Origin of the sequence: Haemophilus sp. 27098_8_127, from assembly GCF_041433495.1 — a bacterium.
Taxonomy (GTDB): Bacteria; Pseudomonadota; Gammaproteobacteria; order Enterobacterales; family Pasteurellaceae; genus Haemophilus_D.
Window position 1 is genome coordinate 106,111 of sequence record NZ_JAPWBP010000004.1, and the last position, 23,099, is coordinate 129,209.

General features: G+C 39.0%; 23 protein-coding genes. 8 read left to right on the plus strand and 15 right to left on the minus strand.

Features of this window, described 5'->3' with window-relative positions:
* Position 1: 1 nt before the first annotated feature.
* From speF to O3746_RS06365, 3 genes are all read right to left on the minus strand, one after another.
* Complete coding sequence (gene speF / locus O3746_RS06355) at positions 2–2,164, minus strand: ornithine decarboxylase SpeF (RefSeq protein WP_295672735.1); 2,163 nt, start codon at positions 2,162–2,164, stop codon at positions 2–4.
* A 252-nt stretch (positions 2,165–2,416) separates the two neighbouring features.
* Complete coding sequence (gene speFL / locus O3746_RS06360; protein ID WP_197534114.1) at positions 2,417–2,611, minus strand: leader peptide SpeFL; 195 nt, start codon at positions 2,609–2,611, stop codon at positions 2,417–2,419.
* A gap of 210 nt (positions 2,612–2,821) precedes the next feature.
* Positions 2,822–3,826, minus strand: a complete 1,005-nt coding sequence (locus O3746_RS06365; protein WP_302481976.1) for an ornithine carbamoyltransferase — start codon at positions 3,824–3,826, stop codon at positions 2,822–2,824.
* Between the two features lie 232 nt (positions 3,827–4,058).
* On the opposite strand from O3746_RS06365, the gene cpdB reads away from it, so the two are divergent.
* A complete protein-coding gene (cpdB, locus tag O3746_RS06370; RefSeq protein ID WP_302481977.1) occupies positions 4,059–6,032 on the plus strand; it encodes a 2',3'-cyclic-nucleotide 2'-phosphodiesterase in 1,974 nt (657 codons plus the stop codon).
* 57 nt (positions 6,033–6,089) lie between these two features.
* Here the strand turns inward: cpdB and O3746_RS06375 are convergent, their stop codons facing one another.
* Together O3746_RS06375 and O3746_RS06380 are read right to left on the minus strand one after the other, a co-directional pair.
* Positions 6,090–6,188 (minus strand): methionine/alanine import family NSS transporter small subunit, encoded by a 99-nt coding sequence (locus O3746_RS06375; RefSeq protein WP_032827301.1) that lies wholly within the window; start codon positions 6,186–6,188, stop codon positions 6,090–6,092.
* 2 nt (positions 6,189–6,190) lie between these two features.
* On the minus strand, positions 6,191–7,705 hold the full coding sequence (locus tag O3746_RS06380) for a sodium-dependent transporter (RefSeq protein ID WP_371448169.1): 1,515 nt from the start codon (positions 7,703–7,705) through the stop codon (positions 6,191–6,193).
* Positions 7,706–7,864: 159 nt separating this feature from the next.
* On the opposite strand from O3746_RS06380, the gene O3746_RS06385 reads away from it, so the two are divergent.
* The 7 genes from O3746_RS06385 to ilvA all read left to right on the plus strand — a co-directional run bounded on the left by O3746_RS06385 (position 7,865) and on the right by ilvA (position 15,426).
* Positions 7,865–8,503 (plus strand): tellurite resistance TerB family protein, encoded by a 639-nt coding sequence (locus O3746_RS06385; RefSeq protein ID WP_204698108.1) that lies wholly within the window; start codon positions 7,865–7,867, stop codon positions 8,501–8,503.
* A gap of 183 nt (positions 8,504–8,686) precedes the next feature.
* Positions 8,687–10,342 (plus strand): acetolactate synthase 2 catalytic subunit, encoded by a 1,656-nt coding sequence (gene ilvG, locus O3746_RS06390; protein ID WP_371448171.1) that lies wholly within the window; start codon positions 8,687–8,689, stop codon positions 10,340–10,342.
* A gap of 1 nt (position 10,343) precedes the next feature.
* A complete protein-coding gene (ilvM, locus tag O3746_RS06395) occupies positions 10,344–10,562 on the plus strand; it encodes an acetolactate synthase 2 small subunit (RefSeq protein ID WP_070775160.1) in 219 nt (72 codons plus the stop codon).
* A 13-nt stretch (positions 10,563–10,575) separates the two neighbouring features.
* Complete coding sequence (locus O3746_RS06400; RefSeq protein ID WP_070775159.1) at positions 10,576–10,818, plus strand: hypothetical protein; 243 nt, start codon at positions 10,576–10,578, stop codon at positions 10,816–10,818.
* 331 nt (positions 10,819–11,149) lie between these two features.
* On the plus strand, positions 11,150–12,988 hold the full coding sequence (gene ilvD, locus O3746_RS06405) for a dihydroxy-acid dehydratase (protein ID WP_371448174.1): 1,839 nt from the start codon (positions 11,150–11,152) through the stop codon (positions 12,986–12,988).
* A 96-nt stretch (positions 12,989–13,084) separates the two neighbouring features.
* Complete coding sequence (locus tag O3746_RS06410) at positions 13,085–13,807, plus strand: glycosyltransferase family 25 protein (RefSeq protein ID WP_290991360.1); 723 nt, start codon at positions 13,085–13,087, stop codon at positions 13,805–13,807.
* Between the two features lie 77 nt (positions 13,808–13,884).
* The gene (ilvA, locus tag O3746_RS06415; protein ID WP_371448177.1) at positions 13,885–15,426 is read left to right on the plus strand and encodes a threonine ammonia-lyase, biosynthetic; all 1,542 of its coding nucleotides are present in this window, start codon (positions 13,885–13,887) and stop codon (positions 15,424–15,426) included.
* Positions 15,427–15,476: 50 nt separating this feature from the next.
* Here the strand turns inward: ilvA and O3746_RS06420 are convergent, their stop codons facing one another.
* The 10 genes from O3746_RS06420 to rsmG form a co-directional block, all read right to left on the minus strand.
* Positions 15,477–15,905: a F0F1 ATP synthase subunit epsilon gene (locus tag O3746_RS06420; protein ID WP_005699104.1), complete on the minus strand. Its 429-nt coding sequence runs from the start codon at positions 15,903–15,905 to the stop codon at positions 15,477–15,479.
* 30 nt (positions 15,906–15,935) lie between these two features.
* Positions 15,936–17,309: a F0F1 ATP synthase subunit beta gene (gene atpD, locus O3746_RS06425; protein ID WP_005694944.1), complete on the minus strand. Its 1,374-nt coding sequence runs from the start codon at positions 17,307–17,309 to the stop codon at positions 15,936–15,938.
* A 16-nt stretch (positions 17,310–17,325) separates the two neighbouring features.
* A complete protein-coding gene (atpG, locus tag O3746_RS06430; RefSeq protein ID WP_371448180.1) occupies positions 17,326–18,195 on the minus strand; it encodes a F0F1 ATP synthase subunit gamma in 870 nt (289 codons plus the stop codon).
* 18 nt (positions 18,196–18,213) lie between these two features.
* A complete protein-coding gene (atpA, locus tag O3746_RS06435) occupies positions 18,214–19,755 on the minus strand; it encodes a F0F1 ATP synthase subunit alpha (protein ID WP_049365101.1) in 1,542 nt (513 codons plus the stop codon).
* Positions 19,756–19,767: 12 nt separating this feature from the next.
* Positions 19,768–20,301 (minus strand): F0F1 ATP synthase subunit delta, encoded by a 534-nt coding sequence (gene atpH / locus O3746_RS06440; RefSeq protein WP_014064468.1) that lies wholly within the window; start codon positions 20,299–20,301, stop codon positions 19,768–19,770.
* Positions 20,302–20,313: 12 nt separating this feature from the next.
* Positions 20,314–20,784, minus strand: a complete 471-nt coding sequence (gene atpF / locus O3746_RS06445; protein WP_005699161.1) for a F0F1 ATP synthase subunit B — start codon at positions 20,782–20,784, stop codon at positions 20,314–20,316.
* Between the two features lie 49 nt (positions 20,785–20,833).
* Positions 20,834–21,088 (minus strand): F0F1 ATP synthase subunit C, encoded by a 255-nt coding sequence (gene atpE / locus O3746_RS06450; RefSeq protein WP_005629249.1) that lies wholly within the window; start codon positions 21,086–21,088, stop codon positions 20,834–20,836.
* Between the two features lie 54 nt (positions 21,089–21,142).
* A complete protein-coding gene (gene atpB, locus O3746_RS06455; RefSeq protein WP_014064469.1) occupies positions 21,143–21,931 on the minus strand; it encodes a F0F1 ATP synthase subunit A in 789 nt (262 codons plus the stop codon).
* A gap of 21 nt (positions 21,932–21,952) precedes the next feature.
* Positions 21,953–22,327: an ATP synthase subunit I gene (locus O3746_RS06460; RefSeq protein ID WP_371448185.1), complete on the minus strand. Its 375-nt coding sequence runs from the start codon at positions 22,325–22,327 to the stop codon at positions 21,953–21,955.
* A gap of 139 nt (positions 22,328–22,466) precedes the next feature.
* Positions 22,467–23,078, minus strand: a complete 612-nt coding sequence (rsmG, locus tag O3746_RS06465) for a 16S rRNA (guanine(527)-N(7))-methyltransferase RsmG (protein ID WP_049373777.1) — start codon at positions 23,076–23,078, stop codon at positions 22,467–22,469.
* Positions 23,079–23,099 lie beyond the last annotated feature (21 nt).

The window sequence follows — 23,099 nt, forward strand, 5'->3', positions numbered from 1 at the left end:
ATTAATAGTCAGTTAAAACATAGCCATATGCACGAGTACGTCCATCAGGGTCTTTTTGTAAGTAAACCCCTTGGATTTCAGGTGCAAAGCCAGGTAATGTGTTGATACCTTCTTCTAATGCAAGGAAGTATTTTTGTGCAGTTGGACTCCATCTTTCTCCTGGAACCACACATAACACACCTGGAGGATAAGGTAACGCACCTTCCGCAGCTACACGACCAACAATGTCTGTTAATGGAACAAGTTCAACTTTGTTACGAACGAATTCAATATTCGCATCGTGTGGATTTAACGCATATTCCGGTAATGTTGCTTTGCGGAATAGGTCTTTTTGAAGTTGTTTTACATTGCGGCTTACATAAAGATCATGCATTTCTTGGCATAATTGACGGATGGTATAGCCTTTGTAACGGTCTTCATTGTTTTTATACACAGTTGGCAATACATCTTTTAATAAAGAGTCTTGTTTAATGTGTTTTTCAAACAAGGCGATTTGAGCAACCAAAGTTTGCATTTTGGTAAGAGTTTCTGCCGGAGTGAGCAAGAATAAGATTGAGTTCAAGTCACATTTTTCCGGAATAATACCGTTTTCACGTAAGTAGTTTGCAAGAATAGTTGCTGGTACACCAAATTTTTCATATTCACCGGTTTCTAAGCTGATACCTGGAGTGGTAAGCAAGAATTTACATGGGTCAACGAAGTATTGTTCATCAGCATAGCCTTCAAATTTATGCCATGTATCTGTTGGGTGGAATTTGAAGAATTCGAGATTAGTTGCAATTTCTTCTGTGTCATAATCTTGCCATTTTTTACCTTTAATTGTGGTTGGAATAAATGGACGAATTAATTCACAGTGATTTAATACTAATTTACGTGCTTCGATACCTACTTTCACACATTCATGCCATAAACGACGACCTGCTTCACTACCTTGAATTTTCGCATTCACATCTAATGCCGCAAATAATGGATAGAACGGACTGGTTGACGCATGTAACATAAAGGCGTTATTGAAACGTTTGTGGTTTACATAACGATCTTGACCTTTAATGTGTTTATCTTTTTTGTGAATTTGTGAAGTTTGTGAGAAACCTGCTTGTTGTTTATGAACAGATTGAGTCACTAAAATACCTGGGTCATTTTCATTTAATTCAAGCAATAATGGAGAACAGTCTTTCATCATTGGAATGAATTGTTCATAACCTACCCATGCAGAGTCGAATAAGATGTAGTCACAAAGATGACCAATTTTATCTACCACTTGACGAGCGTTATAAATTGTACCGTCATAAGTACCTAATTGAATAACCGCTAAACGGAATGGACGTTTTTGGTTTAATTTTTCAGGTGCAACTTCTTTGATTAATGATTTCAAATAATCTTCTTCGAAGCAGTGACTGTCGATACCACCAATGAAACCAAATGGATTACGCGCAGTTTCTAAGTAAATTGGGGTTGCACCCGCTTGAATTAATGCACCATGGTGGTTTGATTTATGGTTATTACGGTCAAATAATACTAAATCGCCCGGAGCAAGTACTGCGTTTAACGCAACTTTGTTTGAAGAAGATGTACCATTTAATACGAAGTAAGTTTTATCTGCATTGAATACTTGAGCCGCATATTTTTGTGCATCACAAGCTGCACCTTCGTGAATTAACAAGTCACCTAATTTCACGTCAGCATTACAAATATCTGAACGGAAAATGTTTTCACCATAGAAGTCATAAAGGAAACGACCTGCTGGATGTTTACGGTAGTATTGACCACCTTGGTGTCCTGGGCAGTCAAAAGCAATATTACCCATTTCTACATATTCACTTAACATTTTGAAGAATGGAGGCAACATTTTATCTTCATAAAATTTCGCTGCGGTTTCGATTTGACGACTATAAAGCTTAATGTCATAACCATTTAAATCTTGAATATGATAAATGGCATCATAGAATTTCGGATCAACTTGTTCTTCTTCAGTTTGAACAACAAATACTGGAATACCAAAGTTTGTTGCCTGAATACGTTCAAGGTATTCACCGGCATCTCCTGAAGTCAACACAATAGCGGCAACATCAGTAAAGTCTGTTTTGTCAATTTCAACTAATTCTCTATTTGTAGAGAAATATTGTTCAACTTTTGGACTATATGCAATTTTTAAGTTTGGCATAATAAACTCCTTTCATTTATTTTTTTGACGTAAAGTTACCCTGCGCTATTAATTTTAATAACGCACTAGATTTATTTAGAATAAAACAACCCGCTCTAGTTTTTATATAAAAAAACTAAAGTAAGAATTTTTTATTTTAAATTAAATAAGATTAAGTTAATTTCACAAAATATTTCTTGCCTGCTCTAGACAATACAAAAATATTCAGAAATTAATCTGTGGAGGCTCTCTAAACAGAGAGAACAACTCTGTTTAGAGAGCCGTGTTGGATGGTTTGTTTTGAGAAGCAAATACTGAATATGAGAAGCAAGAACGATGCGATGGCATCATAATATGGCGTGTACGACGGATATGCGCCATCAAAGAACGACCTTTTATCGGATTAAACCGTAAAAGTCTCAATACTTTCGTATGGACGTATCTGTGTATATATGTACGAAGTAGCATAGAAAAATTCCCTCTTTCTATCTAAACTAACCTTTGTTGGGTATATTCTCTGCTTGTGTAAATATCATGTCAATAATATTTTTCAAAAAATGTGATCATTATCAAAAAATAAATTGAATTTTTCATATAAAAATAAAACTACAAAAAGTATGGAAATAAATTATTCTTAAATAGATGATTAATAAATGTACTCATTTATCGAGATCTTTCCTAAGCTAAACTCGCTACCATGACTGCTTTAATCGTATGCATACGGTTTTCTGCTTGCTCAAATGCAATATTCATCGGCGATTCAAACACCTCTTCAGTCACTTCAATGCCGTTTGCTAATTCAGGATACTTTTCAGCAATTTGGCGACCCACTTTCGTTTCACTATTATGGAATGCAGGTAAACAGTGCATGAATTTTACTTTCGGATTACACGTACGCTTCATGAGCTCTGGTGTTACTTGATAAGGAAGCAATAACTTAATGCGTTCTCCCCAGGCTTCTAATGGCTCGCCCATTGAAACCCAAACATCAGTATGCACAAAATCGGCACCTTTTACCGCTTTATCAATATCTTCAGTTACGGTAAGGCGCGCACCACTTTCTTTGGCAAAACCTTTACACATTTCAATAAAACTGGCTTCTGGTAATAGGGCTTTAGGGCCACAAATTCGCACATCCATCCCGAGTTTTGATCCAATTAGTAAAAGAGAATTCCCCATGTTATTGCGTGCGTCACCAATATACACATAACTTATTTGATGAAGTGGCTTGTCACAGTGCTCAATCATCGTGAGAACATCCGCGAGCATTTGTGTAGGATGAAACTCATCCGTTAAACCATTAAACACCGGCACTCCAGCATAATCCGCAAGTTCTTGCACAGTACTTTGTTTAAAACCTCGATACTCAATCGCATCATACATTCGCCCGAGAACTCTCGCAGTATCTTTCATGCTTTCTTTATGTCCAATCTGAGAGGAATTTGGATCAATGTAAGTCACTTGTGCACCTTGATCATGAGCCGCTACTTCAAAGGCACAACGAGTACGCGTTGATGTCTTTTCAAAAATAAGTGCGATATTTTTACCTTTAAGCTGAGGTTGCTCTGTTCCTGCATATTTAGCACGTTTCAAATCACGTGATAAATCTAACAAATAATTAATTTCGCGTTCTGAATGATGAACAAGACTTAATAGGTGTCTATTTTTAAGATTAAAAGCCATAGCGATCTCCTTATCGGATGCCATCAATAAATGCAGGCTACCTTACTATGAATGACTTAATTTCTAGTGGATTGGATAGCCTATTTTTGTCCCAAATGCGGAGTTTTGCAACAAAATTCAATCCTTTATTTTGTGATGCTCATCACACTTCATCCCAGAACTTTATATTGCGCTTTCTTTATATATAAAAGAGATTTAAAATCCCGTCGATTCTCACACAACAGGAGCACATATGATCAACAGAAGAGATTTCATCCAACTTGGCGCAAGCAGTATTTTAGCGTTAAGTGCGAGCCGTTTTGCTTTTGCGAAAAGCGACACACAAGTCGATTTACGTATCGTAGCAACGACCGATATTCACAGTTTTTTGACTGACTTCGATTACTACAAAGATGCACCTACTGAGAAATTCGGTTTTACCCGTGCAGCAAGCTTGATTCGTCAAGCACGTAAAGAGGTGAAAAACAGCGTTTTAGTTGATAACGGTGACTTAATCCAAGGTAACCCAATTGCTGACTATCAAGCAGCGAAAGGTTATAAAGAAGGCAAACCAAACCCTGCTGTAGATTGCTTAAATGCAATGCACTATGAAGTGGGCACATTAGGTAACCACGAGTTTAACTATGGCTTAGACTATTTAGCCGATGCGATTAAACAAGCTAAATTCCCTATCGTCAATGCTAACGTAGTGAAAGTCGGTACTGAAGAGCCCTATTTCACCCCTTATGTGATTCAAACCAAAGAAGTGGTGGATAGCCAAGGTAAAAAGCACAAACTAAACATCGGTTATATCGGTTTTGTGCCACCACAAATTATGGTGTGGGATAAAGCAAATTTACAAGGCAAAGTTGAAACGCGCGATATCGTGAAAACCGCACAAAAATATGTGCCAGAAATGAAACAAAAAGGTGCAGATATTATCGTTGCTCTTGCGCACACAGGCCCATCTGACGAACCATATCAAGAAGGTGCAGAAAACTCAGCATTCTACCTTGCTGATGTACCACACATTGATGCTATTGTTTTCGGTCACTCTCACCGTTTATTCCCGAATAAAGAGTTCGCCAAATCACCAAATGCAGATATTGCTAAAGGTACCGTGAAAGGTGTTCCTGAAAGTATGGCAGGCTACTGGGCAAATAACATCAGTGTAATCGACTTAACTCTTGCTCAACACAACGGCAAATGGTTAGTGGCTGATGGTAAAGCAGCACTTCGTCCAATTTACGATGCAGAAAACAAAAAAGCGACCACAGAAAGTGATGCAGAATTGACCGCACTTTTAAAGCCTGTGCATGAAGCAACCCGTGAATTTGTGGCACAGCCAATCGGTAAAGCGACAGATAACATGTATAGCTACTTAGCCCTAGTGCAAGATGACCCAACCATTCAAATTGTGAACCAAGCACAAAAAGCTTACGTTGAAAAAGTAGCACCAAGTGTTGCAGCAATGGCAGGCTTACCAATTTTAAGTGCAGGCGCACCATTTAAAGCAGGCGGACGTAAAAATGACCCAACGGGCTATACTGAAGTTAACAAAGGTGAATTAACCTTCCGTAACGCAGCAGACTTATACCTCTATCCAAATACCTTAGTTGTGGTGAAAGCAACCGGTGAAGAATTGAAAGAATGGTTGGAATGTAGCGCAGGTATGTTTAAACAAATCGACCCTACAAGTGACAAACCACAATCGTTACTTGATTGGGACGGTTTCCGTACTTATAACTACGATGTGATTGACGGCGTAAATTATGAATTCGACCTGACTCAACCACCGCGTTATGACGGCGAATGTAAATTGATTAACCCGAACTCACACCGTGTAGTGAATTTAACTTACCAAGGTAAACCGGTTGATCCAAAAGCAGAATTCTTAATTGCGACTAACAACTATCGTGCTTACGGTAATAAATTCCCTGGCACTGGCGATGCGCACATTGTTTATGCTTCTCCAGATGAAAACCGCCAAATTCTTGCGGATTACATCAAAGCAGAAAGCGAAAAAAATGGTCATGTAAACCCAAGTGCGGATAAAAACTGGCGCTTTGCACCGATTAAAGGTAACGATAAATTAGATGTGCGTTTTGAAACTTCGCCAAGCGAACAAGCAGCGAAATTTATTCAAGACAATGCCCAATACCCAATGAAGAAAGTCGGCACCGATGAAGTGGGATTTGCGGTATATCAAATCGATTTATCGAAATAACAAAAAAGGGCGTGCTCAGCACGCCCTACTTATTTCAAAGTGCGGTCAATTTTGACCTTATTTTTCTTCTTTTGGAAGTCTGATTAAGGAAAAGATCAAGCCGCCCCAAATCACAAAAAGCGCCACAATCATCATTGTAATTGCAATACTTGTCATCTTTATTCTCCTTTTTCTTCAAGCTTGAAGTTGTCTTCATTTTTCCATTTTAAACGAGAAAGAATGAACGAAACCACCACTAGCGAAATTGCCATCCCCCAACCAAAGATATTTACAAACCAGCTTGGATAGCCTTCATAACCTTCTGTAAATACCTTCGCACCTTCACTCAATAACATAAAGGCAAGAATACCCGTGGTGATTACAATGCATAAACGCCATAGGAAACCGACTTTGAATGAAGAGCTTTGATTTAAGTGGTTGCCTAATAAGCCTAATTTTTCATTTGCTACAATCACAATTAATGAAACAAATGCCACTGCTACAATACCGAAGTAGTTCACGAATTTATCTAATACATCAAGCATTGGTAAGCCGGTTGTCGTACCAAATAAAATGACTGATACCACCATCATTGGTAAACCAACAACAAAGGTCGCTTTTGCTCGACGTAAACGGAGTTTATCTTGAATCGCTGAAATGATTACTTCAATAACAGAAATAAATGAGGTTAACGCCGCAAAGGTTAATGAACCGAAGAATAATACCCCTAATACTTCACCGAATGGTGCTTTGTTAATAATAGTTGGGAATGCAAAGAAGGCTAAACCAATACCACCTTTTGCCACTTCGCTCACTTCTACACCTTGCGCGGTTGCAATGAAACCTAATGCCGCAAATACACCGATACCAGCAAGCACTTCAAAACTTGAGTTCGCAAAACCAACAACTAAACCGCTACCTGTTAAATCTGAATCTTTTTTCAAGTACGATGCATACGTAATCATAATCCCGAAACAGATGGAAAGAGAGAAGAAGATTTGACCGTAAGCTGCAATCCACACGCTCGGATTAGAGAGTTTTGACCAGTCTGGTGTAAATAGTGCGTTTAAGCCTTTTTCTGCACCTGGTAAGAATAAAGAATAAACTACCAACGCCACAAACATCACCACTAAAACAGGCATTAAGATATCTGAAGATTTAGAAATCCCTTTTTGAATACCTAAAGAAAGTACGCCTAACGCCACTAACCATACAGCAATTAATGGTCCAGTTACCATGCCGACAAACTCAAAGCTCACACCATTGCTGATACCGCCCATTTTTAAGAATTCATGTAGGAAGAAATCAATCGGTTGGTCGCCCCAAGCAGAATTAAGTGAGAAATAGGTATAGCTTGCCGCCCAACCTAATACTACCGCGTAGTAAAGACCGATGATGACGTTCACCATTACTTGCCACCAACCAAACACTTCAAAGTGTGGGTTAAAGCGACGATAAGAAAGCGGTGCACCACCACGATGGCGATGACCGATTGCGTAATCTAAGAAAAGCAATGGAATACCAGCGGTTAAAAGTGCAATAAGGTAAGGGATAATAAATGCACCACCACCGTTTTCATAAGTGGTATAAGGGAAACGCCAGATGTTTCCTAAGCCAACAGCGGATCCAATCGCCGCCATAATAAATGCCTTCCGACCAGAAAAGGTCTCACGCTTTGCGTTTGACTGCGTCATATTAAGTTCCTTTTGAATGAAGAAAGGTTTCAATATAATGAATTCTAAAACCTAGTCAAGAATTTGATCTAAAGTGCGGTTAAAAATAATGAATTTTTTATAAATATCACTGTCTAAAGGCCGAATTTAATCTCTATTAACAACCAAAAGGAAACATTTATGGATCTCAACAGCATTTTAAATCAAGTTTTAGATGTGGCTAAAAACTCTGCAAGCAAACTTGAAACCGGCAACCAAACAATCGACTCTCTCACCAAAGTAGGGGGCGGTGCTGCGTTAGGCGGTATTTTATCAATGATTTTAGGCCGCAGCGGTGGTGCAAGCTTAGCTAAATTAGGTTCACTTGCCGTTTTAGGTAACCTTGCTTACCAAGCGTACCAAAACTATCAAAAATCCCAACAAAGCAGCCAACCAAACATTTCAGAAAATGCGTTTGATGTATTAAATTCATCAAGCCATGTTGATGCGGGTGAATTGATTTTACGTACTATGATTGCTGCAGCGGCTGCAGATGGTGAAATCACTGAAGATGAAAAACAAACTATCGCAAATGAAGCGGGTAACAACCCTGAATTAGCGCAATGGCTTGAACAAGAAATCCAAAATCCAATTTCTATCAATGAAATTGCACGTCTTGTAGGTAACGATACTGCACTTGCAAGTAATGTGTACTTAGCAGCTCGCTTAGTAAGCAAAGATTTATCTCGCAAAGAAATCATTTTCTTAGCAGATTTAGCGCAAGCGTTAGGTTTAGATGATGCGCTTGTTGAACAATTAGAAAAACAAGCAGGCTTCTAATTTTGTGTAGAAAACACTACGTTTTCTGACCGCACTTCTTATCAAAAAACACGATAATCTTAGTTATCGTGTTTTTTTCATTTGTTTTTTCGCGAAAACCTAACCAAAGGCGAAAAATTCCGCTACAATGCTGAACTTCAATATTCATAAAATTATTTAATAATCATAAAAACGGGAAGCAACATGACAGGCGCACAACTCATTATCGAATGTTTAAAAGCGCACGGTGTAACCGATCTTTTCGGCTACCCAGGCGGGGCAATCATGCCAACCTATGATGCCATCTATGACTCAGGTCTTGACCATCTCCTTTGTCGTAATGAACAAGGTGCTGCAATAGCCGCGATTGGTTATGCGCGCTCTACGGGTAAAGTCGGCGTTTGTGTAGCAACCTCTGGTCCGGGTGCAACCAATTTAATTACCGGTTTAGGCGATGCCTTTGCTGATTCTGTGCCAATCGTGGCATTTACTGGCCAAGTGGCTGCCCCTCTTATCGGTACCGATGCTTTCCAAGAAGCCGATGTTTTAGGTTTATCTCTTGCTTGCACCAAGCACAGCTACATTGTGCAATCCATCGAAGAACTCCCCGAAATTATTGCCTCTGCTTTCCAAATTGCACAAAGTGGCAGACCTGGTCCAGTTCTCATTGATGTGCCTCGTAACATCCAAGTGAGTGATGTACCTGAACATATAAAACCTATTGTCAAACCAGTCGTAAAACCAACCGCACTTTCAGAATTAAAATTAGCTGAAGCAAAAGCATTATTGGCGCAAGCGAAAAAACCAGTGCTTTATGTGGGTGGCGGTGTAGGCATGGCGAAAGCCACACAAGCGGTCAAAAAATTCCTACAAATCACCAAAATGCCATCTGTTTCGACATTGAAAGGTTTAGGCTCAATTGACCCAACCGATCCCGTTTATATGGGCATGATTGGTATGCATGGCACAAGAGCCGCAAATGTTGCCGTACAAGAATGTGATTTATTGTTAGTGTGCGGTGCGCGTTTTGATGACCGTGTGACTGGTAAATTAGACAGTTTTGCACCACATGCGAAAGTGATCCACTGTGATATTGATGCGGCAGAAATCAACAAACTCCGTGTGGCAAATGTCGCCCTTCAAGGTGATTTAATTCAAGCCTTAGAAGCTTTAAGTATTCCACTTGCGATTGATGATTGGCGTGCGCATATCCAAACACTGAAAGCCAAACTCGATTTCACTTATATCGACAATGCAGGTAACAGACCGATTGACCCTTGGTCATTGCTCAACACACTTTCTCAGCGTAAACCTCAAAATGCGGTGATTTGTACCGATGTGGGCCAACACCAAATGTGGTCTGCACAACATATGCGACATTTCGCACCAGAAAACTATATTACCTCTGCGGGCTTCGGCACTATGGGATTTGGTTTACCTGCAGCGGTAGGTGCGAAAAAAGCACGTCCTCATGATGAAGTGATTTTAGTGACAGGCGATGGTTCATTGATGATGAACATTCAAGAATTAGGCTCAATCAAACGCGGTAAATTACCGGTGAAAATTTTGCTGTTAGATAACCAACGCCTTGGTATGGTGCGTCAATGGCAAGACCTTTTCTGGAATAAACGCCGTTCAGAAACCATTTTAGAAGATAACCCTGATTTCGTGATGTTAGCGAAAGCCTTTGATATTCCAGCTGAACGCATTGAGCGTGCTGATGAGGTGGATGCAGCGCTTAATCGCTTATTAAATAGCGAAACCGCTTATTTACTACAAGTATGCATTCCACCGGAGGAGTGCGTATGGCCGTTAGTCCCACCAGGTGCGTGTAATGCCGATATGTTGGAGGAAATTTAAGATGAACCAATATACTTTTGAATTGAGTGCTCAACATCGCCCAGAGGTTTTAGAACGAGTATTACGCGTTATTCGTTTACGTGGTTTTACTGTGACCAATATGGAAATGACATTGGTAGACACCCAAGTGCAGTTAAAAATCACTGTAAAATCTGACCGCACTTTTGATTTGTTGGTGAATCAGTTAACAAAATTGCCGGATGTTTTAAATATTATTTAAAAAGGAAGACATTATGACTAAATTTTTTAAATCATTTTTAACCGTATCAGGATTAATATTCGCAACTTCATCACAAGCTGCTTATGCTCTCACTTATTTGCAAAACTATACAGGCTATATGACAACACTCTCAATTCATAATACAAAAGAGCAGTGTGAAAAGGCCAAAGAAAATTTTCAAAAAGAATTTGAAGGACAATACGATACCAAACAAATGGTTTATAAGTGCGTAGATATAGCTAATGGAGCAATTTAATTTAAATATGGTTAAAAATTTTTAATCGGTAGGCTATTTATCTAAATAATTGCATTTATAAACTTAATTTTATCGAATAATTTCTTCGTATTATCTTCTGCCAAATCTCCCCTACCCCTCTTTGCTAAAGAGGGGATTCAAATGGGATAAAATTTGATATTAGCGTTAATAATTTAGTGTCGCTAAAATGAAAGTGAGAAAATTGTTGCTCATTAACTAAAGATTTCCCCCTCTTTAGCAAAGAGGGGTAGGGGAGATTTGGCAGTATTCATTAACGAAGAAATTGAATAAATAACGAACTTTAACAGAAATTTACTTGGAGAGATTATTTATGCCAAAACTACGTTCAGCGACCAGTACTCAGGGTCGTAATATGGCGGGTGCACGTGCCTTATGGCGTGCAACAGGGATGAAAGAAAATGACTTTGGTAAACCGATTATTGCGGTGGTGAACTCATTCACTCAATTTGTACCAGGGCATGTTCATTTAAAAGATATGGGTCAACTAGTCGCAGCTGAAATTGAAAAAGCTGGCGGCGTGGCAAAAGAATTCAATACTATCGCAGTAGATGATGGTATCGCGATGGGTCACGGTGGGATGCTTTATTCCTTACCAAGCCGTGATTTAATCGCAGACAGCGTAGAATATATGGTTAATGCTCACTGTGCTGATGCGATGGTGTGTATTTCCAACTGTGACAAAATCACCCCGGGAATGTTGATGGCAGCAATGCGTTTAAACATTCCAACCATATTCGTTTCAGGCGGTCCGATGGAAGCGGGTAAAACCAAACTTTCCGACCAGCTCATCAAATTAGACTTAATTGATGCCATGATCCAAAGCGCCGATGTGAATGTCAGCGATAAAGATGTTGATGCCATTGAGCGTAGCGCTTGCCCAACCTGTGGTTCTTGCTCAGGGATGTTTACTGCTAACTCAATGAACTGCTTAACCGAAGCCTTAGGTTTATCTTTACCAGGCAATGGCTCGATGTTGGCGACCCATGCTGACCGTAAAGAATTATTCTTACAAGCAGGTCGTCAAATTGTTGAGCTTTGCAAACGCTATTATGAACAAGACGATGAAAGCGTATTGCCACGTTCAATCGGCACCTTTGAAGCCTTTGAAAATGCTATGAGTTTAGATATTGCGATGGGTGGTTCAAGTAACACTGTTTTACACTTATTAGCGGCTGCTCAAGAAGCAGGCGTAGATTTCAAAATGGAAGATATTGACCGATTATCACGCGTTGTACCTTGCTTAAGCAAAATCGCACCAAACACCAATAAATACCACATGGAAGATGTACACCGTGCGGGGGGGATTATGGGCTTATTGGGTGAATTAGATCGTGCAGGATTAATCCACCGTAACACTAAAACCGTGTTAGGTATGACTTTAGAAGAGCAATTAAATCAATACGATATCATTCGTAATAAAGATGAAGAATTACACAAACTCTTCCGTGCAGGTCCTGCAGGTATTCGCACTACGCAAGCCTTTTCACAAGATTGCCGTTGGGATAGCGTAGATGATGACCGTGTAAGCGGTTGTATCCGTAATAAAGAAAATGCGATTTCTCAAGAAGGTGGCCTAGCGGTATTATTTGGTAACATAGCTAAAGATGGTTGTATCGTAAAAACGGCGGGTGTGGATGAGTCTATCTGGAAATTTACCGGTCGAGCAATCGTATTTGAAAGCCAAGAAGATGCTGTGGCTGGCATTTTAGGCGGTAAAGTGAAAGAAGGTCATGTAGTAGTCATCCGTTACGAAGGTCCAAAAGGTGGCCCAGGTATGCAAGAAATGTTGTATCCAACGAGCTACTTAAAATCGATGGGCTTAGGTAAAAAATGTGCTTTATTAACAGATGGTCGTTTCTCTGGCGGTACATCTGGTTTATCTATTGGTCACGCTTCTCCTGAAGCAGCTTCTGGTGGTGCCATCGGTTTAGTACATGATGACGATATTATTGAAATCGATATTCCAAATCGCGCGATTAATCTCAAAATCAGCGATGAAGAATTAGCAAAACGCCGTACCGAGCAAGATGCCAAAGGCTGGCAACCAGCTAACCGTGAACGTGAAGTGTCTTTTGCATTAAAAGTATTTGGTCACTTTGCGACATCTGCGGATAAAGGTGCGGTGCGTGATAAAAGCCTATTAAAGTAAAATTTTCATAAATTAATGAGATGCGTGGATTTAATATCTACGCATCTTTTTAGATAGGTGTTGTTTGTTTTTTTATAAATTTTGTTTAAGGATCCAATGATGAGAGGCTATGTAATAAATTTAGATAGACAGCCTGAAAGATTGACTCATTTTTACCAACAACCAGGAAGCGAAATTTTTCAAAAAGTGTCTGCTGTTGATAGAAAAGTATTAGATATTATTGGCAATAAAGAATTCTTTTTTGATGTGGCAACATTTACCCAAATGATACCTCGTGGGCCAACGATGGGCGAAATTGCTTGCACTCTTTCACACATTAAATGTTGGCAATTAATTGCTTTAGATGAATCTATTGACGAAGATGAATTTTGTTTAATTGCTGAAGACGATATTACATTGTTACCAACTAACAAAAATACACCATCAAAATTTTTAGATGTTGTTTCAGATATTGCTAAGGCACTAGAAAATATGCCTGTGGAATTAGTTAAATTACAAATGTTGTCTTATCGTGAGAGTAATTTATTTACAGGAAGTGGAAATATTTCTTTAAGTAAATCAATAGCTACAGGATTGGATGCTTCTTATGATAATACAGGCTCCGCTTTATATTTAATAAGAAAATCCCTTACACTATCCATTATGCATAAATTAAAAACGAAAAAACCATATTGGTTAGCAGATGGTTTTACAAAATTCTGCAATCCAGAAAATATAATGATGACCTTACCATTATTAGGCTATATTCAAAATAATTTCTCTTCCGATCTTGAAGAAGAGCGAGTTCAACAAATGCAGATATATATTCAAAATACTTAAACTAAAAATTAATCTACTATCAACTGTAAAGTAATATTAAATAACTTTATTAATGCGATAAATCTCACCGTAATACTATGAAAAATTTACTCACCAATCCTCAACCCTCTCAATCGGATTACATTAACGCGATTGTCAAACTTGGCTCCAGAGTATATGAAGCCGCTACCGTAACTCCACTACAAAAAATGGGCAAATTGTCTGATCGCCTACATAATAATATTTGGATTAAGCGTGAAGACCGCCAGCCAGTAAATAGCTTTAAGCTGCGTGGTGCCTATGCGATGATTTCTAGCCTTTCTGATGAACAAAAACAAGCAGGTGTCATTGCTGCTTCTGCGGGTAATCATGCGCAGGGCGTTGCTTTATCAGCCAAACAACTTGGCTTAAAAGCGTTAATCGTTATGCCACAAAATACACCAAGCATTAAAGTAGATGCAGTTCGTGGATTTGGTGGCGAAGTGTTGCTGCACGGAGCTAATTTTGATGAGGCTAAAGCCAAAGCCATTGAGCTTTCAAAATCTAAACATATGACATTTATCCCGCCATTTGATCATCCATTGGTCATCGCCGGTCAAGGCACATTGGCAATGGAAATGCTACAACAGGTGGCTGATTTGGATTATGTCTTTGTGCAAATCGGAGGCGGTGGTCTCGCCGCTGGCGTAGCGATTTTGCTCAAACAATTTATGCCGGAAATTAAAGTCATTGGTGTCGAGTCCAAAGATTCAGCTTGTTTGAATGCCGCCTTAGAAAAAGGTGAACCTACCGATTTATCACATGTTGGCTTATTTGCTGATGGTGTAGCGGTAAAACGTATTGGTGATGAAACATTCCGTTTATGTCAAAAATATTTAGACGGTATGGTGCTGGTAGATAGTGATGAAGTTTGTGCAGCAATGAAAGATTTATTCGAAAACGTGCGTGCTGTCGCAGAACCTTCTGGCGCCCTAGGATTAGCTGGTTTGAAGAAATACGTGAAACAAAACAATTTGGAAGGCAAAAATATGGCGGCAATTCTATCTGGCGCCAACCTTAACTTCCATACATTGCGTTATGTTTCAGAACGTTGTGAAATTGGTGAAAACCGTGAAGCTTTATTGGCGGTAACCATGCCGGAACAACCGGGTAGCTTCTTAAAATTTGCCCATGTCATCGGTAACCGTGCAGTAACAGAATTCAGTTATCGTTATGCAGATAATCAAAAAGCCTGTATTTTCGTTGGTGTGCGCACGGCTAATGAAGCTGAAAAATCGGAAATTATTGCTGATTTAACGAAAAACGGCTTTGATGTAGAAGATATGTCTGATGATGATATTGCGAAAACTCACGTGCGTTATTTAATGGGTGGACGAGTTTCTAATCATCATGAACGACTTTATAGCTTTGAATTTCCAGAACAAAAAGGCGCTTTACTTAAATTCTTAGAAATTTTGGGTAAACGTTGGAATATTTCATTATTCCATTATCGTGCACATGGAGCTGATTACGGTAATATTCTTGCGGCTTTCCAATTAGGCGAAAAAGATAACGCAGAATTTGAACAAGCTTTAGCAGAACTCGGCTATGTTTATGAAGATGTGAGTGAAAGTAAAGCGTATCGATATTTCTTACGATAGAAAAACAAAAAGAGCGGTCAAAATAACCGCTCTTTTTTATTATCATTAACTTATCGTTTTGATTTAACGAGTTTTTCAGTAAGTTCGTAAGCACGAAGTTTCGCTAACTCTTTAGAAAGTTTAGCTACAAGTAAATCATGATCCACATCAACTGCATGATTCACAATATTTTCTTCCGCTTTACGTTTTGCTTCACGAATACGATCTGCATCTAACTCGCTACCGCGAATTGCAACATCGGCAAGTACTGTTACTACTTTAGGTTGAACTTCTAAGAAGCCGCCTGAAACATAGATAACTTCTTCATTGCCATCTTCAAGGGTGAATTTAACAATCCCCGGCTTAATCGCCGTCATCAAAGGGGTGTGGTTTGGTAAAATACCAAGTTCACCCTCCACACCTGTTGCTTGGATTTGTTTAACAGCACCTTCAAAGATTTTTCGCTCTGCGCTGACTATTATTAGGTTAAATGTCGCCATTTTTGTTCTCCTTCAAATGACTTGAAGTGATTACATATTTTTGGCTTTTTCTAGCGCTTCGTCGATTGTACCGACCATGTAGAACGCTTGTTCTGGAATATGGTCGTATTCGCCGTTTAAAATACCTTTAAAGCCGCGGATAGTTTCTTTTAAAGAAACGTATTTACCTGGAGTACCGTTAAATACCTCAGCAACGAAGAACGGTTGTGATAAGAAACGTTCAATTTTACGCGCACGTGCTACCACAAGTTTGTCATCTTCAGATAACTCGTCCATACCAAGAATTGCGATAATATCTTTTAATTCTTTATAACGTTGTAAGATACCTTGTACGCCACGTGCTACATCATAGTGCTCTTGACCAACAACGAGTGGGTCTAATTGACGTGAAGTTGAATCTAATGGGTCAACCGCAGGGTAAATACCTAAAGACGCAATTTGACGACTTAATACAACTGTTGAGTCTAAGTGTGCAAAGGTTGTTGCCGGAGATGGGTCAGTTAAGTCATCCGCAGGTACGTATACCGCTTGAACAGAGGTAATAGAACCTGTTTTGGTTGAAGTGATACGTTCTTGTAACACACCCATTTCTTCTGCTAATGTCGGTTGGTAACCTACTGCAGATGGCATACGACCTAATAACGCAGATACTTCAGTACCAGCAAGGGTATAACGATAGATATTATCCACGAAGAATAATACATCACGACCTTCGTCACGGAATTTCTCTGCCATAGTTAAACCGGTTAACGCAACACGTAAACGGTTACCTGGTGGCTCATTCATTTGTCCGTAAACTAATGATACTTTATCTAATACGTTAGAATCTTTCATTTCATGATAGAAGTCGTTACCTTCACGAGTACGTTCACCTACACCCGCAAATACGGAGTAACCTGAGTGCTCGATCGCGATGTTACGGATTAATTCCATCATGTTAACGGTTTTACCTACACCCGCACCACCGAATAGACCTACTTTACCACCTTTTGCGAATGGACAAATTAAGTCGATAACTTTGATACCAGTTTCTAATAATTCCGTACTGTTAGATTGTTCTTCATAGCTTGGTGCCGGACGGTGAATAGACCAATTTTCTTCCGCGCCAATTTCACCTTGCTCATCGATTGGTTCACCTAATACGTTCATAATACGGCCTAACGTTTTAGTCCCTACTGGAACTTGAATCGGGTTACCCGTATTTTCTACTTTTAAGCCACGTTTTAAGCCGTCAGATGTACCTAATGCGATACAGCGAACTACACCGCCACCTAATTGTTGTTGAACTTCAAGGGTTAAACCTGATTCAACTTTTAATGCATCGTAAACTTTTGGTACTGCATCTTGTGGGAATTCAACGTCAATCACCGCACCGATGATTTGTACAATTTTTCCTGCTGACATTACCGTTCCTCTTTCATTAAATCGCTGCCGCGCCGGCGACGATTTCGTTTAATTCATTTGTAATACTTGCTTGACGGGCTTTATTGTAAACTAATCGCAAGTCATTGATTAAATTACCTGCATTATCAGTTGCCGCTTTCATTGCTACCATTCTAGCAGCTTGCTCGGAAGCAAGGTTATCTACCACAGATTGATACACTTGTGATTCCAAATAACGAGTAAGCAAACTGTCTAATAAGACTTTTGGCTCTGGCTCGTAAAGGTAATCCCAGGTGCTTTGTCTTTGCTCTAAATTATCGGTTTCTAATGCCGGTAATGGTATTAATTGTTGATAAACAGGTTTTTGTGCCATTGTATTAACGAATTTATTGTAGGCAATATAAATTGCATCTACTTCTTCGTCTTTATAGCTACCAAACATACCGTTTGCAACACCAATTAAGTCTTCCATTGTCGGATTATCACCCAAACCGGAAAGTTGTGCACGAACAGGTAATCCTAATGAACGGAAGAAGCTAATGCCTTTTGAGCCAATTAAACCCAATTCAACATTAACACCTTTATCTTTCCATTGTTTGATTTCTGTCATCACGGTTTTAAACAAGTTAATGTTCAAACCACCACACATTCCGCGGTCAGTCGAGACCACTAAGATCCCGACTTTTTTCACTTCGCGTTGAATTAAAAATGGGTGTTTATAACCAACACTTGCTTTAGAGACGTGGCTGATAACATTTCGTATTGTTTCAGAATACGGACGAGAAGCCGACATACGATCCTGCGTTTTACGCATTTTCGAGGTCGCCACCATTTCCATTGCCTTTGTAATTTTTTGTGTACTTTGTACACTGGCAATTTTGGTTTTTATCTCTTTTGCACCTGCCATCTTATTTCTCCGTTACTTTTACCACGCGCTGTTGGCTTTAAAGTTATCCAAAATCGATTTCAATGATGCTTTAACTTCATCATTGTAATTACCGGTTTTGGTCAATTCAGCCATAAACTCGCTGTGGTTACGGCGAGCGTAATCTAAAAGTGCGGCTTCAAAACTTGCAATTTTTTGCAATTCCACATCTTCTAAATAGCCAAACTCAACCGCAAAAAGCAACACAGATTGCTCTGCTACGCTAAGCGGTACATATTGTTTTTGTTTCAATAATTCAGTGACTTTTTCACCGTGAGAAAGTTGTTTGCGGGTAGCATCATCAAGGTCAGATGCGAACTGAGCAAACGCCGCTAATTCACGATATTGAGCTAATGCAGTACGGATACCACCAGCTAATTTTTTCACTACTTTAGTTTGTGCAGAACCACCCACACGAGATACCGAAATACCTGGGTTTACCGCTGGACGAATACCAGAGTTAAATAAGTTAGATTCTAAGAAAATCTGACCATCGGTAATCGAAATTACGTTGGTTGGAACGAATGCTGAAACGTCACCTGCTTGAGTTTCAATAATTGGAAGAGCGGTTAAAGAACCAGTTTTTCCTTTTACTGCACCTTGAGTGAATTTTTCTACGTATTCTTCATTTACACGTGCTGCACGTTCAAGTAAACGTGAGTGTAGATAGAATACGTCACCTGGATAGGCTTCACGACCTGGTGGACGACGTAATAATAATGAAATTTGACGATAAGCAACGGCTTGTTTTGATAAGTCATCGTAAACGATTAACGCATCTTCACCGCGATCACGGAAATATTCACCCATTGCACAACCAGCATAAGGCGCTAAATATTGTAATGCTGCTGATTCAGATGCAGATGCCGCAACAACAATAGTGTTTTCAAGCGCACCGTGCTCTTCTAATTTACGCACTACGTTTGCAATAGTCGACGCTTTTTGACCGATTGCTACATAGATACATTTAATACCTGAATCACGTTGGTTAATGATTGCGTCGATTGCCAATGCTGTTTTACCAGTTTGACGGTCACCGATGATTAACTCACGTTGACCACGACCGATTGGAACCATGGAGTCAACCGCTTTATAACCGGTTTGTACAGGCTGATCAACCGATTTACGATCGATAACACCTGGTGCAATGACTTCAACAGGAGAGAAACCATCGTTTTCAATTTCACCTTTACCATCGATTGGTTGACCAAGCGTATTTACCACACGACCTAATAAACCACGGCCAACTGGTACTTCAAGAATACGGCCAGTACATTGTACTTCCATACCTTCCGCTAAATCTGCGTAAGGACCCATTACTACCGCACCAACAGAATCACGTTCAAGGTTAAGTGCCATTGCGTAACGGTTGCCTGGTAAGGCGATCATTTCGCCTTGCATCACATCGCTTAAGCCATGAATACGAATAATCCCGTCACTTACAGAAACAATAGTCCCTGTATTACGGGCTTCGCTCACCACGTCAAATTGAGCGATGCGTTTTTTAATCAATTCACTAATTTCAGTTGAATTTAGTTGCATCTTGTATTCCTCTTATAATTGCAACTCATTTGCGAGACGAGCAAGTTGTCCACGACTACTTCCGTCAATCACAAAATCTTCTGTACGAATAACTACACCGGCAATCAGTGAGCTATCTACATTGCAATTTAATTTCACTTTGCGAGCTAATCTTTTTTCCATTGCAGCTGCAATTTTTTCGATTTGTGTTGCATTCAATGGTTGTGCTGAAGTTACTTCAACTTCTGCAATAGCTTGATGTTCTTCCACATAATGTTTAAATTCTTCAAACACGGTAGGAATCGCACTCAAACGCTTATTTTCAGCCATTAACCGAATAAGATTTTGCCCATATTGATCCAATTGTTCGCCACAAATAGAAATTACTGTATCAGCTAATTTCTGTGCAGAAAGAGAACTACTTAAGTAAGCTTTTACCGTTTCATCTTCAGCTACGGCTGCAGCAAAACCTAACATTTCAGTCCATTTTTCAACCGCACTTTGTTCAATGGCAAAGTCGAATGCAGCTTTTGCATAAGGGCGAGCTATTGTAGTTAATTCTGACATAAGCTAAGCCTCTTATAACTCTGCAACTAATTTATCAATAATGTCATTGTTTGCCGCTTCATCAATAGAACGACCCACAATTTTCTCAGCACCCGCTACTGCTAATGAAGCCACTTTAACACGTAATTCTTCTTGAACACGTTTACGTTCTGCTTCTACTTCAGCATAACCTTGAGCAATAATTTTTGCTTTTAGTTCTTCAGCTTCTGCCTTCACTTCGTCTAACACTTCATTGCGACGTTTATTCGCAGCATCTAAAATTTCTTGAGCTTGTACTTTGGCAGATAGAAGTTCTTGTTCAACAAGATTTTTAGTATCTGCTTGCTCTTTTTTCGCTGCTTCAGCTGACGCTAAGGCGTTCGCAATTTGGCTTTGACGTGTTTCAATCGCATTAATAATTGGTGGCCAAACAAACTTCATGCAGAACCACACGAAAAGTGCGAACGCAATAAGTTGACCAATCAATGTTGCATTTAAATTCACAACGTCCTCCTTACTATGCTTGTTTTACGTTGATAAGCAAATAAGGTGATTAGTGTAATAAACCGATGAATGGGTTTGCGAAAATGAAAAGTAATGAAATACCAACAGCAATCATTGCAATCGCATCCAAAAGACCAGCCACGATAAACATTTTAGTTTGTAGGCTAGATGCTAATTCAGGTTGGCGAGCAGATGATTCTAAGAATTTACCACCTAAGATCGCAAAGCCGATTGCAGTACCTAATGCAGCAAATGCAAGAAGAATTGATGCACCAATGATTGTCGCTGTAATTACAGTTTCCATAATGTTCTCCAATAGATAGAAGTTAAGTTTAGCCCTAGAGCCGGTTAATAAAAATTAATGTTCTGCTTTGTTATAAGCAATACTTAAATAAACCACCGTTAACATCATAAAGATGAATGCTTGTAACGTAATAACCAAAATATGGAAAATAGCCCAAGCTAGGTGTAATGGGATTCCCAATGCTGCAATGGCCACATTTGCAGAGTACATCACAGCGATAAGAATAAAGATTAATTCCCCTGCATACATATTACCGAAAAGACGGAAAGCAAGAGAAATCGGTTTAGCTAATAAAGTTACCGTTTCAAGAATAAAGTTTACAGGAATAAACGCCCAATGATTAAAAGGGTGAAGTGTATATTCTTTAACTAAACCACCAAAACCTTTTGATTTAATTGTATAGAAAAGAATGAGGAAGAATACACAGATTGACATACCTAATGTTGCACTGATATCTGCTGTTGGTACTGCTCTTAAATAATGAATACCAAAAAGACCGGCAAATTGAGGAAGAAAATCAACTGGGATTAAGTCGATAGCATTCATAATGAATACCCAGCAGAAAATGGTTAAAGCTATTGGTGCTACCACATTACGCGGACCATGAAAGTTTTCTTTCACAATGCCATCAACCCAACCTACAACAATTTCAACCAAACATTGCATTTTGCCTGGTACGCCTGTCGTAGCATTTTTTGCAACACGAGAAAAGATAAACAAGAAAATCACTGCGGATACAATTGAGAAAAAAAGCGTATCGAAGTGAACGTTCCAGAAACCATCACCTGTCTTCAAGAAAGACAAGTGGTGACTAATATATTCGGAAGTTGTTTGTCCAGACATAGTCAACCCTTTGTAGAAAAATTAAGATCTATTTAACAAAAACGGAATAAAATTATTCAACGCTAATGCTGTAAAAAAACCAACAAAAAATAAAATAAAATGTGAGATAGCAAGCCATTTAAAGGACACCCCCACAAGCACAATCGTTAGCATAAACTTTAACGCTTCACCACGATAAAATGCTGTTAATTTTGTTGAAAAATCTTGTTTGCGAAAAAAAACAATATAAGCAAAAGCACAAAATGGTACAAAAGCACTAATAAATCCTAAACTAAAATCTACTACACTTTCACCTTGCCAAATTGCAAGGAATACCCCAAAAACAACAAGACAAACCGACTCAATGATTATCGCCTTTTGATATCGATTTTTAGCCTGTGTTAAAACCTTAGACATTATCTTATTTTTTTAAAATACAAAAACTATCTAATTATACCCGTGCTACAAAGAGTTTCAACTTTTAAACCACTAAAAAATGTTAAACAAATCACACTTTTAAAAAATATTCACAAAATCGTCACAAAAAAAGTGTGTTTTATCGTAAAACGATTAAATGTCGTTCACCTACAAGCTCAGGGACATGTAAAGTTATCACGTCTTTTACTTCGAATTTTTTGTCTAATTCTTGAACTTCATCTTCGTGATAAATGCCTTTCAAAGCATAAAAATACCCATTTTCTTTTGGCAAATGATGACACCAATCTGTCATATCTTTTAACGAAGCAAATGCACGACTTAGTACACCGTCGAATTTTTGTTCAGGTTGGTATTCCTCAACGCGGCTAAGAACAGGTTCTACATTTGTTAGTCCTAACTCACGTACTGCATTTCGAATAAAGCTAATACGCTTACCTAAACTATCTAACAAGACAAATTGCTTGGTAGGATTAATAATGGCTAGAGGCAGACCTGGCAAGCCTGGACCGGTTCCTACATCAATAAAACGATCCCCTTGTAAATAAGGACTAACAACAATACTATCCAAGATATGTTTCACTAACATTTCCTGTGGATCACGCACAGAGGTTAAGTTATAGGCTTTATTCCATTTATTGAGTAATTGCACTAACTGGATAAGTTGATCTTTTTGTCGATCTGTTAATTGAATTTCAGCTTGAGTCAGTAAATTTTCGAGTTTTGCTTTCATTTTTCTATCTATCTTGTCTGT

Bases quoted from the DNA above. Each gene is read 5' to 3' on its own strand.
- speF (WP_295672735.1), bottom strand. From the start codon at position 2,164: ATGCCAAACTTAAAAATTGCATATAGTCCAAAAGTTGAACAATATTTC.
- speFL (WP_197534114.1), bottom strand. From the start codon at position 2,611: ATGCTACTTCGTACATATATACACAGATACGTCCATACGAAAGTATTG.
- O3746_RS06365 (WP_302481976.1), bottom strand. From the start codon at position 3,826: ATGGCTTTTAATCTTAAAAATAGACACCTATTAAGTCTTGTTCATCAT.
- cpdB (WP_302481977.1), top strand. From the start codon at position 4,059: ATGATCAACAGAAGAGATTTCATCCAACTTGGCGCAAGCAGTATTTTA.
- O3746_RS06375 (WP_032827301.1), bottom strand. From the start codon at position 6,188: ATGACAAGTATTGCAATTACAATGATGATTGTGGCGCTTTTTGTGATT.
- O3746_RS06380 (WP_371448169.1), bottom strand. From the start codon at position 7,705: ATGACGCAGTCAAACGCAAAGCGTGAGACCTTTTCTGGTCGGAAGGCA.
- O3746_RS06385 (WP_204698108.1), top strand. From the start codon at position 7,865: ATGGATCTCAACAGCATTTTAAATCAAGTTTTAGATGTGGCTAAAAAC.
- ilvG (WP_371448171.1), top strand. From the start codon at position 8,687: ATGACAGGCGCACAACTCATTATCGAATGTTTAAAAGCGCACGGTGTA.
- ilvM (WP_070775160.1), top strand. From the start codon at position 10,344: ATGAACCAATATACTTTTGAATTGAGTGCTCAACATCGCCCAGAGGTT.
- O3746_RS06400 (WP_070775159.1), top strand. From the start codon at position 10,576: ATGACTAAATTTTTTAAATCATTTTTAACCGTATCAGGATTAATATTC.
- ilvD (WP_371448174.1), top strand. From the start codon at position 11,150: ATGCCAAAACTACGTTCAGCGACCAGTACTCAGGGTCGTAATATGGCG.
- O3746_RS06410 (WP_290991360.1), top strand. From the start codon at position 13,085: ATGATGAGAGGCTATGTAATAAATTTAGATAGACAGCCTGAAAGATTG.
- ilvA (WP_371448177.1), top strand. From the start codon at position 13,885: ATGAAAAATTTACTCACCAATCCTCAACCCTCTCAATCGGATTACATT.
- O3746_RS06420 (WP_005699104.1), bottom strand. From the start codon at position 15,905: ATGGCGACATTTAACCTAATAATAGTCAGCGCAGAGCGAAAAATCTTT.
- atpD (WP_005694944.1), bottom strand. From the start codon at position 17,309: ATGTCAGCAGGAAAAATTGTACAAATCATCGGTGCGGTGATTGACGTT.
- atpG (WP_371448180.1), bottom strand. From the start codon at position 18,195: ATGGCAGGTGCAAAAGAGATAAAAACCAAAATTGCCAGTGTACAAAGT.
- atpA (WP_049365101.1), bottom strand. From the start codon at position 19,755: ATGCAACTAAATTCAACTGAAATTAGTGAATTGATTAAAAAACGCATC.
- atpH (WP_014064468.1), bottom strand. From the start codon at position 20,301: ATGTCAGAATTAACTACAATAGCTCGCCCTTATGCAAAAGCTGCATTC.
- atpE (WP_005629249.1), bottom strand. From the start codon at position 21,088: ATGGAAACTGTAATTACAGCGACAATCATTGGTGCATCAATTCTTCTT.
- atpB (WP_014064469.1), bottom strand. From the start codon at position 21,931: ATGTCTGGACAAACAACTTCCGAATATATTAGTCACCACTTGTCTTTC.
- O3746_RS06460 (WP_371448185.1), bottom strand. From the start codon at position 22,327: ATGTCTAAGGTTTTAACACAGGCTAAAAATCGATATCAAAAGGCGATA.
- rsmG (WP_049373777.1), bottom strand. From the start codon at position 23,078: ATGAAAGCAAAACTCGAAAATTTACTGACTCAAGCTGAAATTCAATTA.